11 protein-coding genes and 1 pseudogene are annotated in these 13306 nt (G+C 61.9%); 9 read left to right on the top strand and 3 right to left on the bottom strand.

Annotated features, from left to right (window positions below):
* Window positions 1-91: 91 nt before the first annotated feature.
* Genes ABIE58_RS16000 through ABIE58_RS15990 form a run of 3 tightly spaced genes read left to right on the top strand, consistent with a single transcriptional unit; the run spans window position 92 to window position 4124 of the window.
* Window positions 92-1555: an aldehyde dehydrogenase family protein gene (locus tag ABIE58_RS16000; RefSeq protein ID WP_354545708.1), complete on the top strand. Its 1464-nt coding sequence runs from the start codon at window positions 92-94 to the stop codon at window positions 1553-1555.
* A 23-nt stretch (window positions 1556-1578) separates the two neighbouring features.
* Window positions 1579-2631 (top strand): tartrate dehydrogenase, encoded by a 1053-nt coding sequence (locus tag ABIE58_RS15995; RefSeq protein ID WP_354545707.1) that lies wholly within the window; start codon window positions 1579-1581, stop codon window positions 2629-2631.
* 56 nt (window positions 2632-2687) lie between these two features.
* Window positions 2688-4124 carry an NAD-dependent succinate-semialdehyde dehydrogenase gene (locus ABIE58_RS15990; RefSeq protein ID WP_354545706.1) on the top strand — a complete coding sequence of 479 codons (1437 nt, stop codon included), beginning with the start codon at window positions 2688-2690 and terminating at the stop codon, window positions 4122-4124.
* Between the two features lie 168 nt (window positions 4125-4292).
* Here the strand turns inward: ABIE58_RS15990 and ABIE58_RS15985 are convergent, their stop codons facing one another.
* The gene (locus tag ABIE58_RS15985) at window positions 4293-6689 is read right to left on the bottom strand and encodes a thiamine pyrophosphate-binding protein (protein ID WP_354545705.1); all 2397 of its coding nucleotides are present in this window, start codon (window positions 6687-6689) and stop codon (window positions 4293-4295) included.
* A gap of 4 nt (window positions 6690-6693) precedes the next feature.
* Window positions 6694-7713, bottom strand: a complete 1020-nt coding sequence (locus tag ABIE58_RS15980; RefSeq protein ID WP_354545704.1) for a 1-aminocyclopropane-1-carboxylate deaminase — start codon at window positions 7711-7713, stop codon at window positions 6694-6696.
* Between the two features lie 134 nt (window positions 7714-7847).
* Between ABIE58_RS15980 and ABIE58_RS15975 the strand changes: the two genes are divergently transcribed.
* A complete protein-coding gene (locus tag ABIE58_RS15975) occupies window positions 7848-8333 on the top strand; it encodes an Lrp/AsnC ligand binding domain-containing protein (protein ID WP_354545703.1) in 486 nt (161 codons plus the stop codon).
* A gap of 82 nt (window positions 8334-8415) precedes the next feature.
* On the opposite strand, the gene ABIE58_RS15970 is transcribed toward ABIE58_RS15975, so the two are convergent.
* Window positions 8416-9189 (bottom strand): amidohydrolase family protein, encoded by a 774-nt coding sequence (locus ABIE58_RS15970; RefSeq protein WP_354545702.1) that lies wholly within the window; start codon window positions 9187-9189, stop codon window positions 8416-8418.
* Between the two features lie 83 nt (window positions 9190-9272).
* On the opposite strand from ABIE58_RS15970, the gene ABIE58_RS15965 reads away from it, so the two are divergent.
* The 5 genes and pseudogenes from ABIE58_RS15965 to ABIE58_RS15945 all read left to right on the top strand — a co-directional run.
* Window positions 9273-10001, top strand: coding sequence for a GntR family transcriptional regulator (locus ABIE58_RS15965; protein ID WP_354545701.1), 729 nt, complete (start codon window positions 9273-9275; stop codon window positions 9999-10001).
* A 30-nt stretch (window positions 10002-10031) separates the two neighbouring features.
* A complete protein-coding gene (locus ABIE58_RS15960) occupies window positions 10032-10982 on the top strand; it encodes a tripartite tricarboxylate transporter substrate binding protein (protein WP_354545700.1) in 951 nt (316 codons plus the stop codon).
* 3 nt (window positions 10983-10985) lie between these two features.
* Complete coding sequence (locus ABIE58_RS15955) at window positions 10986-11435, top strand: tripartite tricarboxylate transporter TctB family protein (protein ID WP_354545699.1); 450 nt, start codon at window positions 10986-10988, stop codon at window positions 11433-11435.
* Window position 11436: 1 nt separating this feature from the next.
* Window positions 11437-12933 carry a tripartite tricarboxylate transporter permease gene (locus ABIE58_RS15950; protein WP_354545698.1) on the top strand — a complete coding sequence of 499 codons (1497 nt, stop codon included), beginning with the start codon at window positions 11437-11439 and terminating at the stop codon, window positions 12931-12933.
* A 211-nt stretch (window positions 12934-13144) separates the two neighbouring features.
* Window positions 13145-13270: pseudogene (locus ABIE58_RS15945) on the top strand (transposase); the annotation flags it as partial.
* Window positions 13271-13306 lie beyond the last annotated feature (36 nt).

Below are 13306 nucleotides of genomic sequence, written 5' to 3'. Positions count from 1 at the left end.
CTTGCGGCGAAAAATGCTGCCAACCGGGCGCTTTCGGCAAATGCTTTCAACCCAACCACGCCAAGCTGAAGGCGACACACAAGAGGTTTTCATGACATTCGCCTTCGATCCTTTGGGCCTGGCCCTGCCGCCTGGTCATCACATCGGCGGTCAGTATATTTCCGCGACCGAGGACATCGCGATCTCGGCACCGTCCAATGGGGCCTCACTTGGGGCGATCCCGTGCGCCGATGCGGCGATTGTCGACCGCGCGGTTGAGGCGGCTCGCACCGCATTGCAGACCTCCGGCTGGGGAATTGCGGCTCCGCGAGACAGGCTGCGCGCACTGCACCGCTGGGCCAATCTGATCGAGCGGGAGGCCGAAACGCTGGCGCGCCTGGAGGCTGTCTGTTCCTCGCGCCCGGTCGCCGAGGTGATGGCCGGGGATATTCCGGTCACCGCCGAACAGATCCGGTTCTTTGCGGAATTCGCGGACAAGGAATGCGACGCGCTTGCACCGACGGCAGAGGGGCATCTGGGCATGATCACCTCCGAGCCCTATGGCGTGGTGGGCGCTATTACGCCGTGGAACTTCCCTATCTCCATGGCCGGGTGGAAGCTGGCCCCTGCTCTCGCCGCAGGCAACGCGGTCGTCCTGAAACCGTCGGAGATGACACCCTGGTCAGCGCTCTTCATGGCCGAGCTGTCGGTGCGTGCGGGCCTTCCGGAAGGGTTGATCAACGTCGTTCTGGGAGACGGCCCGGGAACCGGGGCGGCGATCACCGGCCATCCCGGTATCGACAAGGTGTCGTTTACCGGATCGACGCGCGCCGGTGCCGCGATCATGGAGAATATCGCCCGCTGCGGGATCAAGCCGATGACGCTGGAGCTTGGTGGCAAAAGCCCGATGGTTGTCTTCGCCGATGCCGATCTCGACCTTGCAGCGGACTGTCTTGAACGTGGCATCCTGCCGAATGCCGGGCAGTTCTGTGTTGCCGGGTCGCGCATGATCGTGGCCCGCGAGATTGCCGACGATCTGGCAGAGCGCCTGACCGCACGCTTCAACCGGCATGTTCCCGCGCCGACTTGGGCCGAGCATCCCGGCTTCTGCCCCATCATTTCAGAGACGCAACTTGCGCGGATCGACGGCATCGTGCGCGCCGCAAGCGAGCACGGTGCCGAAATCCTCTGCGGCGGCACGCGCTTCGACACCGAAGGCAGTTATTACCGCCCCACACTCCTTGCCGGTGCCGCCACCGACAACCCCGCCGTCACCGACGAGATATTCGGCCCCGTCGCCACCTTTCAGACCTTCGAGACCGAGGACGAGGCGATCGCGATGGCTAGGCATCCGACCTATGGGCTCTGCGCCGGGCTGTTCACCCGCGACCTCGCCCGCGCGCTCCGCCTGTCGCGGAGAATCGAGGCCGGCACGGTCTGGATCAATCGCTACGGTCGCTCGCGCGATCATATCCTGCCAACCGGCGGCTGGAAGGCCAGCGGGCTGGGCAAGGATTTGGGCCGCGAAGCCTACACCGCCAATCGCCGCACCAAATCCGTGCTGGCCACGTTTTGAACGGCCTTCTTGAGGGAACGAACATGACCAATCACAAGATCGCCCTGATCCCCGGTGACGGGATTGGAACGGATGTGACGGATGCGGCCATGAAGGTGCTGCACGCCGTGGCTATGACTGCCGGTTTCACGCTGGAAACCGAGACCTTTCCATGGTCCTGCGCGCACTATCAAGAGACCGGTGCGATGATGCCTGCCGACGGGATCGAAACGCTGCGTGCGTTCGACGCGATCTATCTGGGTGCGGTTGGCTGGCCGGACACGGTGCCCGATGCGGTGTCGCTGCACGGTCTTTTGCTGCCGATCCGCAAGGCCTTTAACCAATACGCGAATATCCGCCCGCATCGCCTGCTGCCCTGTGTCGAGGGGCCGCTGAAAGCGCCGGGGTTTGACATCCTGTGCATCCGCGAGAACACCGAAGGCGAATATTCCGGCGCCGGGGGCCGCGTGCATCAGGGCATGGTCAACGAAGTGGCGGTCGAGACCGCGATCTTCACCCGCGCTGGCGTCGAACGCATTCTGCGCTTCGCCTTCGAGCAGGCGCGGGCACGCCGCAGGCATGTGACCTCGGTCACCAAGTCGAATGCGCAGAAGTATTCGATGGTCTTCTGGGATGAAATCACCCGCCACGTCGCCGCCGATTATCCCGATGTTGCCGTCTCCATGATGCATATCGACGCGATGGCGGCGCGCATGGTGATGGCACCCGAAAGCCTGGACGTGGTGGTGGCCTCGAACCTGTTCGGCGATATCCTGACCGATCTCGGCGCGGCGATCCAAGGCGGGCTGGGCTTTGCGGCGTCGGCCAATATCTGCCCCGATGGCTCTGGTCCGTCGATGTTCGAGCCTGTTCACGGCTCGGCCCCCGATATCGCCGGACAAAACATTGCCAATCCGATCGCGGCAATCTGGTCGGCGTCGATGATGCTTGACCACCTGGGCGAAAACGCCGCCGCAAGGGCCGTCATGGCGGCCATTGAACAGGCAACCGCCAAGGGCATCGGCACCCGGCCCGGTCGCCATTCCACCGACCAGATCACGGCGGCAATCCTTGCCGCGCTGGAGGCGGCCTCATGAGCCCGCTCACCCAAAATCCGTCTCGCGCCAAACCTCGCCGCACAAGAGAAACCCCCATGACCCTGCAAGACCCCGATCTCTTTCGCAACGCCGCACTGATCGACGGTGCGTGGTTTTCCCGCCCCGAGATGGCGGTGACGAACCCCGCCACCGGCGCGGTCCTGGGCGAATTGCCCGATTGCACCGCCGCGGAAACCCGCACCGCCATTGCAGCAGCCGAAAAGGCGATGATCGGCTGGCGTGCCCGCACCCATGCCGAGCGTGCCGATATCCTGATGCGGTGGTATACGCTTATTCTGGACAATACCGACGATCTTGCACAGATCCTGACCGCCGAACAGGGCAAGCCCTTGTCGGAATCGCGCGGCGAGGTGGCCTATGGGGCCAGTTTCGTGCGCTGGTTCGCCGAAGAGGCGCGGCGGATCAACGGCAAGATCATCCCCTCGCCCGTCGCGGGCAAGAAGATCCTTGCCATGAAGGAACCGGTCGGCGTCTGCGCGATCATCACGCCGTGGAACTTTCCCATTGCCATGATCACCCGCAAGGTTGCACCGGGGCTGGCGGCGGGCTGCAGCATGGTGGTCAAACCGTCCGATTTCACGCCCTGTTCGGCCCTGGCCCTCGCCGTTCTTGGCGAGCGTGCGGGGATGCCGGCGGGGGTGCTGAACATCCTGACCGGTAAACCCGAGGCCATCGGCGCGACCCTGACCGCCAGCCCCATCGTGCGCAAGCTGTCCTTCACCGGATCGACCCGCGTTGGCGCGCTTCTGGCCGAACAATGCGCGCCGACGCTCAAGCGGCTCAGTCTGGAACTGGGCGGCAACGCGCCGTTTGTTGTCTTTGATGACGCCGATCTTGATGCGGCAGTCGAAGGCGCGATGCAGTCCAAGTTCCGCAATGGCGGTCAGACCTGTGTCTGCGCCAACCGGATCATGGTGCAGTCGGGCATCCATGATGCCTTTGTCGCGGCGCTGGCGAAACGGGTCGATGCGTTGCGCGTCGGCGCCGGGACAGAGGCCGGGGTGGATATCGGACCGATGATCAACACCGCCGCGATCGACAAGATCAACGCCCATGTGGCGGATGCCCTCGACAAGGGCGCAACTCGCGTCACCCAGGCCCGCGATCTGCCGGAACATTATGCCGATCCTGTGGTGCTTTCGGGTGCCAGCACCGCTATGCGGCTGGCGAGTGAGGAAACCTTTGGCCCCGTCGCGCCGATTTTCCGCTTCGATACCGAAGAAGAGGCGCTGGCGCTGACCAATGGCACGCCGTTTGGTCTGGCCGCCTATTTCTACACCCGCGACATGGCGCGCGCCTTCCGTTTTGGCGAGGCGCTGGAATTCGGAATGGTCGGCCTCAACACCGGGCTGATCAGCAACGAGGTGTCCCCGTTCGGCGGCGTCAAGGCCTCCGGTCTTGGCCGCGAAGGTGCTCAGGAAGGGATCGAGGAATACCTCGAGACCAAGGCCTTCCACTTCGGCGGGCTGTAGGGCAGGCCGAAACGATCCCCCGCCGGTCGGCGCATAACGCCCCGGCGGACCCATCGGGGCGGATCGTGATCGCCAGTTTCGGGAAAATGACAGATGTCGCCTAAATCTGTGTGGCGGCGGGGTAGAATTCGGACCTTGCGCCGCGACGACATCCTGCCGTCCAGCGGGTCAAGACGGAAGCAGACTGCGCAATGCGGCCAGCGCGGATCGGTCTCCGTCCGACAGCGCAAGCACCGACTGCGCCAGAGCATGCCGGTCAAGACCAAAGTGACGGTACAGGTCGCCGATTGTGCCGGTCTGGCCGAAGTGTTCGACCCCGTGCGACACGGTCCGGTGCCCGCTGACCGCGCCCAACCACGCGAGCGTGGCCGGGGGGCCGTCTATCACGGTGACGAACAAGCAGTCGCGGGGCAGATCAGCAAACAGGGTCTCGATATGGCTGCGGGCCTTGGCATTGCCCCGTGCGCGCGCACGTTGCGCCGCCGTCCAGCCCGCATTCAGCCGGTCAGAGGAGGTGACGGCGAGCACTCCAACATCGCGGCGATGTTCGCCGATGATCCCGGCTGCTGCGATGGCCTCGGGTGCCACGACGCCTTGATAGGCGACGACAACCGAACAATTCGGCCCCGGTTTACGCAGCCAGTATGCCCCGTCGATAGCCCCCTGCCGGAAGGCGTCATCATGGCGCTTGCCCGGTTGTTCCAGCGGGTTGGTGCTCAGCCGAAGATAGACCGACCCGCCTGTTTCATCGCGCAGCCAGGTGCGCTCATCCGGGTCGCCGTCGCCGTCGCGCTGAAGATAATCGAACGCCCATTCCATGATGACGGCGAGTTCATCAGCAAAGGCAGGCTCGAACGCTGCGAGACCGTCCTGCGACATGCCGGTCAAGGGCGTGCCAATGGACTGGTGCGCGCCGCCTTCGGGGGCCAGAGTCACACCGGACGGGGTGCCAACAATGATAAAGCGCGAGTCCTGATAGCAGGCATAGTTCAATGCATCCAATCCGCGATGCACAAAGGGATCATAGACCGTGCCAATGGGAAAGGTCCGCTTGCCGAACAGGCTGTGCGACAGGCCTGCCGCCCCAAGCAACAAGAACAGGTTCATCTCGGCGATACCCAGTTCGATATGCTGACCTTCCGGGGCAAAGTTCCATTTTGCAGTCGACGGAATGCGATGTTCGATAAAGGCATCGGCCAGCGGCTGGCGGGCAAACAGCTTGCGCCGGTTGACCCAAGGGCCAAGATTCGTGGTTCCGGTCACATCCGGTGAGGTGGTGACGATCCGTGCCGCCAGCGCGCTGTCGCCCTTGGAGAGATCATCAAGAATCTTGCCAAACGCGGCTTGGGTCGAAATCTCGCGGTCGGTATCGATGGCAATGCCGGGCACCGGGATGCTGGCATCGTGAAAGCGGCGGCGGCCCTTGGCAAAAAATGGCACTCGCGAGAGATAATCGCGCAGCGCCGCCGGATCAGGGAGGGCCGCGAACGGCTCCCATTCCTGCCCCTCGGGCACGCCCATGTGCTTTTGCCAAGTGGCGAATTGCGTCGGGTTCATCAACCCGCCGTGATTGTCCTTGTGCCCGGCAATCGGCGTGCCCCAACCCTTGATCGTATAGGCAAGAAAACAGGTCGGGCGGTCATGGGTGATGGCGGCAAAGGTTTCGGCCATCGTTTCAACGCAGTTGCCGCCCAGGTTTTCCATCAGCGCGGCCAGTTCGGTATCCGTGCGACGGTCGATCAGCGCGCTGACATCGCCCTGATCGCCCAGATCCTCCATCAGTCGTTTGCGCCAGACGGCCCCGCCCATGAAGGTCAGCGCCGCGTATTGCTGGTTCGGGCAGCGGTCGATCCAGTCGCGCAAGGCGGCGCCCCCCGGTTCGGCAAAGGCCGCGCGTTGCAGCGTGCCGTATTTTACGCGCACCACGTCCCAGCCGAAGGCCTCGAATATCTTTTCGATCCGGGCAAAAAGCCCCTCGCGCACAATCCCGTCCAGCGACTGTCGGTTGTAGTCGATGATCCACCAGCAATTGCGTAACTCGTTTTTCCAACCCTCTTGCAGTGCCTCGTAGACATTGCCCTCGTCCAGTTCGGCATCACCAACCAGCGCCACCATCCGCCCCTCGGGCACATCCGCGCCCCATGGCTTGGCACGAATATAATCCTGCACAAGCGAGGCAAAGGTGGTGATCGCCACCCCAAGTCCGACAGAGCCAGTGGAGAAATCCACATCATCCACATCCTTGGTCCGGCTGGGATAGCTTTGCACGCCGTCAAAGCCGCGGAAATTTTCCATCCGGGCGCGGTCAAGATTGCCCATCAGATACTGGATCGCATGAAAGACCGGTGACGCATGAGGCTTGACTGCCACCCGGTCTTCGGGCCGCAGCGCATGAAAATAGAGCGCCGTCAGGATCGACACCATCGAGGCAGATGAGGCCTGATGCCCGCCGATCTTGATCCCATCCACCTTTGGCCGAACGTGGTTCGCATGATGGATCATCCAGTGAGACAGCCAGAGAAGCCGCTGTTCGATGGCCTTGAGATGCGGGAAATCGGCGGACATGGGATTAACCCTCTTTGTAGTAATAGCTGTAACCGTTGATTGCCGGTGCGCCGCCCAGATGGGCGTAAAGCACCCTCGCGCCGTCGGGAAAGAACCCTTTGCGGGTCAGGTCAATCATGCCCTGCATGGATTTCCCCTCATAGACGGGATCGGTGATCATCGCCTCGGTTCGGGCGGCGAGCCGGATGGCATCGTTTGTCGCCTCGGACGGGACACCATAGGCCGGATAGGCATAGTCAGGGTTGATGACGATCTCATCCTCACGCAGCTTGCGGTCCAGCCCCACCAGTTCAGCGGAGTTGTCAACAATCTGACGCACCTGTGCGCGGGTCTGTTCCGGCGTGCCCGAAGCGTCTATGCCGATCACGGTTTGCGCACGATCCTGCGCGGCAAAACCGACGATCATGCCAGCCTGCGTTGATCCGGTGACGACGCAGACGACGATGTAGTCGAAAGTAAAGCCCAGTTCTTTTTCCTGTGCGGCGACTTCTTCGGCAAAGCCGATATAGCCAAGCGCACCGTATTTGTGCACGCTCGCCCCCGCCGGAATGGGATAGGGCACACCGCCCGCATCCTTGACCGACTGGATCGCGTCTTCCCAGCTTTGCCGGATGCCGATGTCAAAGCCATCCTCAACCAGACGCGAATCCGCGCCCATCAGGCGGGTCATCAGGATGTTGCCGACGCGGTCATAGACGGCGTCATAATGCGGCACCCATTTTTCCTGCACCACGACGCATTTCATGCCGATCTTGGCCGCCGTCGCCGCCACCATGCGGGTGTGGTTCGACTGCACGCCGCCAATGGACACAAGCGTGTCAGCCCCCGAGGCAATCGCATCCGGCACGATATATTCCAGCTTGCGCAGCTTGTTGCCGCCCAGGGCGAGGCCCGAGTTGCAGTCGTCGCGCTTGGCATAAATCTGCACATTGCCGCCAAGTGCCTCTGTCAAGCGGGGCAGGTGTTCGATCGGCGTGGGGCCAAAGGTGAGGGGATAGCGTTCGAATTTGGTAAGAAGCGACATGCGGGTTTCTCCTGAGTGTTCCGGATATTGAAAACTCTAGCAGGGATGCCCGGAACATGGCTTTCATATTTTGACTGGATATTTCCTTTACTGCCGATTTTAAATAAAATATACTGACTATATATCCACATATAATGGTTATTATGGAAGAATCTTCCACACATGAACTTGACCGAATCGACCGCAACATGTTGCGGGCGCTGCAAAAGGATGGCCGCATTGCCAATGCCGATCTGGCAAAACTGGTCAATGTCAGCCCGGCCACGTGCCACCGACGCACGCAGAGGCTTCTGGACAAGGGTTTCATTACCTCGGTTCGTGCAGAGGTGGCCCCTGCCGCAGTGGGCCTTGGGGCGCTGGTGATGGTCGGGGTCGTTCTGGACCGGTCCACACCGGAAAGTTTTGCCGAATTCGAGACAGCCGTGGACGCGATGAAAGAAGTGCTGGACTGCAACCTCGTCGCAGGCGATTTCGACTATCTCCTGAAACTCCGCGTTCGCGACATGGCCGGGTTCAACCTGCTGCACGGTCGGCAACTGATCACGCTGCCGGGCGTCCGTCAGATCCGGACATTCTTTGTCTTGAAAGAGGTCAAGGATAACGCGCCCCTGTCATTCTGAAAAGCGGGGGGCAGACGTTCATGAACAGGGGTGGTTCCGGGAATCTGACCAGCCGGGGTAAGTGGATTTTCGGCAATGCCTCCTATCCGATTCCGTACAAGATCCGAGCCGCGCGCGCATCCGATAACCCGCGCCATTGCGATGATAGGGACCAAACCTCCGTATAGCTGGCTCGGGTTTCATGCTGGGTATGCGGCCAGTCGCTACCCCATACGACATGATCGGCCAGCAGCAAGCTTGTCAGTTCTTCCGCATGCGGCCGGATGTCGAACGGCATCCGGTAATGCGCGGCAAACTTGAAGAAAAGCGCGTTGCGGTCGTTCAGATGCGCGACTGCCCTGAGCAGCGGATCGTCTCTTGGCACCGCTTCCGAGGGCAGGCCGAAGTGATCGACCACGATGTTGATCCCCAGATCGGTCAACTTTGGCAGCAAGGAGGCAAGGCGTGGGCCCTCGAGATGGAGTTCGAGATGCATGTCTCGATCCCGGAGCTTGCGCAGCAATGCCCTTGTGGTCTTGTGCCGCAGGTCCGGGACCGTCGCCCCACGCACCAGGTTCCAGCGGACCCCCCGCACGCCAACCGCTGCGAGCCGATCAAGTTCTTCGTCATGCACATCCATTGCAACGACACAAACCCCGGCAAATCGTGACCGGTCCAACCGCGAGAGCGCGGCGCAGAGTTCCGAATTGTCGGTCCCGAGAAAGCTGACCTGAACGATCACACCCCCCTTGATTCCGCGATTTTCCTGATGATCGAGCCAATCGACCAGAGGCGCGGGTTGGTCGGGAACATAGCGCGCGCCGTCGATGACGGACACTTCTTCATAGACATGCGCATGGCAATCGAACTGGATCATCCTAGCCTCCTCATAATCATATATATGACCAGTTGACTATATGGGTCAATATGAACTATTCCTCTTATCAGGAGGAGTGCGTGATGGACAGATTCGCAGAGGCCGACACCAGGCTTCCGGCCTATGTGCGGTTGCGTGATACGCTGACCGCCCGGATCGCGAAGGGTGAATGGACCCCGGATGATCCGATCCCGTCCGAGGCGCGTCTGGCCAAGGAGTTCGACGTGTCGATCGGAACCGTGCGCAAGGCGGTGGATGGGCTGGTGGAAGAGCGTCTGCTCGAACGTCGGCAAGGCTCTGGCACTCGTGTGCGCGCCCCCTCTTTCAACGCGACACTGTTCCGATTCTTCCCGATCCGTGAGCGAGACGGCTCGCCACCTTCGATTCCATCGAGCCAGATCATCCTGCGCAGCGCAACCGAAGCACCGCAAAAGGCGGCCAGCGTGCTGGGGACACGCGATGTCATCAAGATCGTGCGCCTGCGCAGCCTTTCGGATCAGCCGGTCCTTTTCGAGGAAATCTATATCCCGGCAAGCCGCTTTGCTGGCTTCGAGGCGCTGCCCGAGGCCAGTCTGGGCCCGCTGCTCTACCCGCTTTATTTCGAGCATTTCGGCGTGATGGTGACGCGCGCGGCGGATGAGGTCTCGTTTGGGCGGGCCTCGGACCGTGTCGCGCAGCAACTTCGAATCCAGCCAGGCGACCCGCTGGCCGTGATCGAGCGCACAGCGCTCGACATCGAGAACACCCCGATCGAATGGCGCATCGCAAGCGGCAGCGCCACCGAATTTCGCTATCGCAGCGAAATCAAGTGACGACACAGAGATACACAAGGGAGAGAGACCATGACACTGAAGGCAACACTCATCGGCGTGACGGCAGCGGCGGCAATCGCCACGCCGGTTCTGGCAGAATACCCCGCGCGCACAATCGAGCTGACGATTCCGGCCGGCGCGGGCGGCGGCACCGATACCAGCGCCCGCAAGCTGGCGATCCTGCTTGAAGAAAAACTCGGCACCTCGATCGCAATCCTGAATGTGGGGGGCGGTGGTGGCTCTGTCGGCGCTTCGCAATTCATGCAGGCCAAGCCCGATGGCTATTCATTGTTCGCGACGTGGAACAGCCCGCTCACCACCGTGCCGCAGGTGCAGAACGTCGCCTATACGCTGGACAGTTTCACGCCGATCGTCTCGACCTCGGAAACCGCCTATACGCTTTGTGTCAAGGCCGACTTCCCGGCGAGCACCGGCGAAGAGTTTCTTGCGGAATTGCAGGCCAACCCCGGCAAATACACCTATGGAAATGACGGCATCGGCGGGACCATGCAACTGGCCGCAGAGCGGATCTTCCAGGCCAGGGGCATCGAGGCCGTGGCCATTCCCTTTGGTGGCGCGGGCGAAACCTTGCAGAACTTTCTTGGCAACCATGTGGATATCTACGGCGGCTCGATCTCGCCCGTCCTACCCTATGTCGAGAATGGCGAGGCGAAGTGCCTGCTGGTGACGTCTGCAGCCGACGTGCCGGCCTTGCCCGGTGCTTCGGGGCTGGCGGCGTTGGGTCTTGGTGACAAGGAAACGCTGCTGTGGCGGGCTATTCTCGGGCCGAAGGGGCTTGATCCGGAGATCGTCACGCTCCTGGCCAACACCATCGAAGAGGCGGTCAATGATCCAAGCTATGTGGAGTTTCTGAAGACCAAGGGCGAAGTACCCAACGTGGTCAAGGGCGAGGCGCTCGGCGCGCGGCTCAAGTCGGAATACGACGCTCTGGCCGAAGTGTCCAAGGCCCTGGGCCTCTGAGCGATGGAAACGCGTCAGGATATCCTGCTGGGGCTGATCTTTATCAGCCTCGGCCTCGCCGCCGCCTGGATGGCGAGAGACTATGCCGGGGCCAGCGGAACCTATCCGATGGTGCTCGGCCTGGTCCTGACGCTTCTGGGCGGGGCCGTGGCGACCAAGGCCGTCCGGTCCGGTTCAACACGGGCGCGTATCCTCGTGGATGCCCCGGCCCAACTGATGACGGCGGTCGTGATTGCGACCCTCTACGTGGCCGCCGTTGTCCCTCTCGGGTTCTACACCGCGTCCTTTCTGCTGATGCTGGCCATGCCACTGGGGCTGGGATTCCGTCGGGGTATCTACGCATTGTTCACCGCCGTTGCGTTCGTCGCGATTGTTTATCTGGTTTTCACCGTCCTGCTCAGGAAGCCGCTCCCTCGCGAGGCGATCCTTTCCCTTTCGGGTGTCGGGGGCTGACATGGAGTTCTACATCAATGCGCTTTCGGAGGTTCTGACCTTCGGTCCGCTGGTCGCCATGATCGGGGCGACGCTGGTGGGTGTCTTCATTGGCGCGCTTCCTGGCCTGAACCCGGTCATGGCCATCGCGCTGCTGCTGCCTCTGACCTATTCGATGGACCCGCTGGTCGCGCTCGGCATGGTGGCCGGAATCTATAATGGTTCGATGTATGGCGGCGCAATTCCTGCGATCCTGCTTCGCATTCCCGGCACTCCTGCCTCGATCGCAACGACCTTCGACGGCTTTCCCATGGCCGAAAAGGGCGAAGCGTCCAAGGCGCTCAAAATCGCCTGCTGGTCCTCTGCCGTGGGCGGCATCGCCAGCGCCCTCGCACTGATGACTGTCGGTCCGCTACTGGCGCGCGTCACGCTGTTCTTCGGCCCCGCCGAGTATTTCTGGATCGCCATGTTCGGCATGGCCTCGGTCGGGGTGATGGTCGGCTCTGATCCTGTCAAGGGCATCATGGCGGCCACTCTCGGCTTGCTGATCGGCACCATGGGCATCGACAATCTCTCGGGGCAGGCGCGGTTCACTTTCGGCCAGACATGGCTTCTCGGTGGGCCGGATCTGATCGTTGTGCTGGTCGGGCTCTATGCGCTGCCGCCGGTTCTCCAACTGGCCGAGAATTGCGATCTCAAGGGACTTTCGGCGGCACAGTTGAAACTGACGCGCGTGCCGTTCAGTCCCGGTGAGTGGCGCGGCCTTCTGCCGACCTGGCTGCGATCCTCGGGCATCGGTATCGGCGTCGGCATCCTGCCCGGAGCGGGCGGAAACATTGCGGCCTTCCTCAGCTACAACGCCGCCAGGAACGCCTCCGACGACCCCGACAGCTTTGGCAAGGGCAATCCCCAGGGCGTGGCCGCCGCCGAATGCGGCAACAATGCCGACAATGCCGCCTCGATGATTCCGGCGCTGTCTCTTGGCATTCCCGGCAACGTGGTCGCAGCCCTCGTGCTGAGTGCGCTCACCATCCACGGTCTGCAACCAGGGCCGCAGCTTTTCCATCAGAACCCGCTCCTCATAGGCGGTTTCATGATGGAGATGCTGATTACGTCGCTCCTGATCCTAGTCCTTGGCGGTGTCTTGGCAACGCGTGTCTTTGCCCAGTTTCAGCGCCTGCCCGGCGTGTTGCTGGTGCCGTCGATCCTGGTCCTGATGTGCGTCGGCGTTTTCGTCATCAATGGTCGTCCGGTTGATCTCTGGGTGATGCTCGCCGCCGGTCTTGCGGGTTATTTTCTTGAAAAGGTCAATGTCCCGCTGGCCCCCATCATTCTTGGCATGATCCTCGGACCAATGGCCGAGCAGAGTGTGAGGCGCGCCCTTCTCATCAGCCGCGGAGATGCGACCGAGCTTCTTACGCACCCGATCTCGGCCGGGTTGGCAATCGCGACCGTGCTCGTCCTCATCTGGCCTATCGCGAAAGCGGTGCGGCGACGAAACTGCAGCAGGCAAGCATGACGCAGAAAGCATTGCCATGAACTCAGGAAACTCCTTTCGCATCAGCCGTTTACGGAACTGGCCCCGCTTGCACAAAGCACCGCGGACCGACTTTGTTACGCAAACATCGAGAGAGCTTCATATTGAGAACCCAGCATGGTTGCTGTGATGCATGAGCAGCGCCATACGACCGAGCTACAAGACCAAGAACTGACCGTCCTACAACGAAGCGTTGAAGCGGCACAGCTCCCTGACGATCTGGTTCGATCAAGATATGGCTTGGGTGCCTCCGTCGACCGGCAAGCGGGGTCGGCAGCCTGAGTACAGAGATGGCGCGATCCAGATGTGCCTAACTGTTCCATCCCGAATGATCACATTTCTCCTCGGCGATCCG

The sequence above is a fragment of the Roseovarius sp. MBR-78 genome, from assembly GCF_040547535.1.
GTDB lineage: Bacteria > Pseudomonadota > Alphaproteobacteria > Rhodobacterales > Rhodobacteraceae > Roseovarius.
This window is presented reverse-complemented; position numbering and strand designations above follow the sequence as displayed.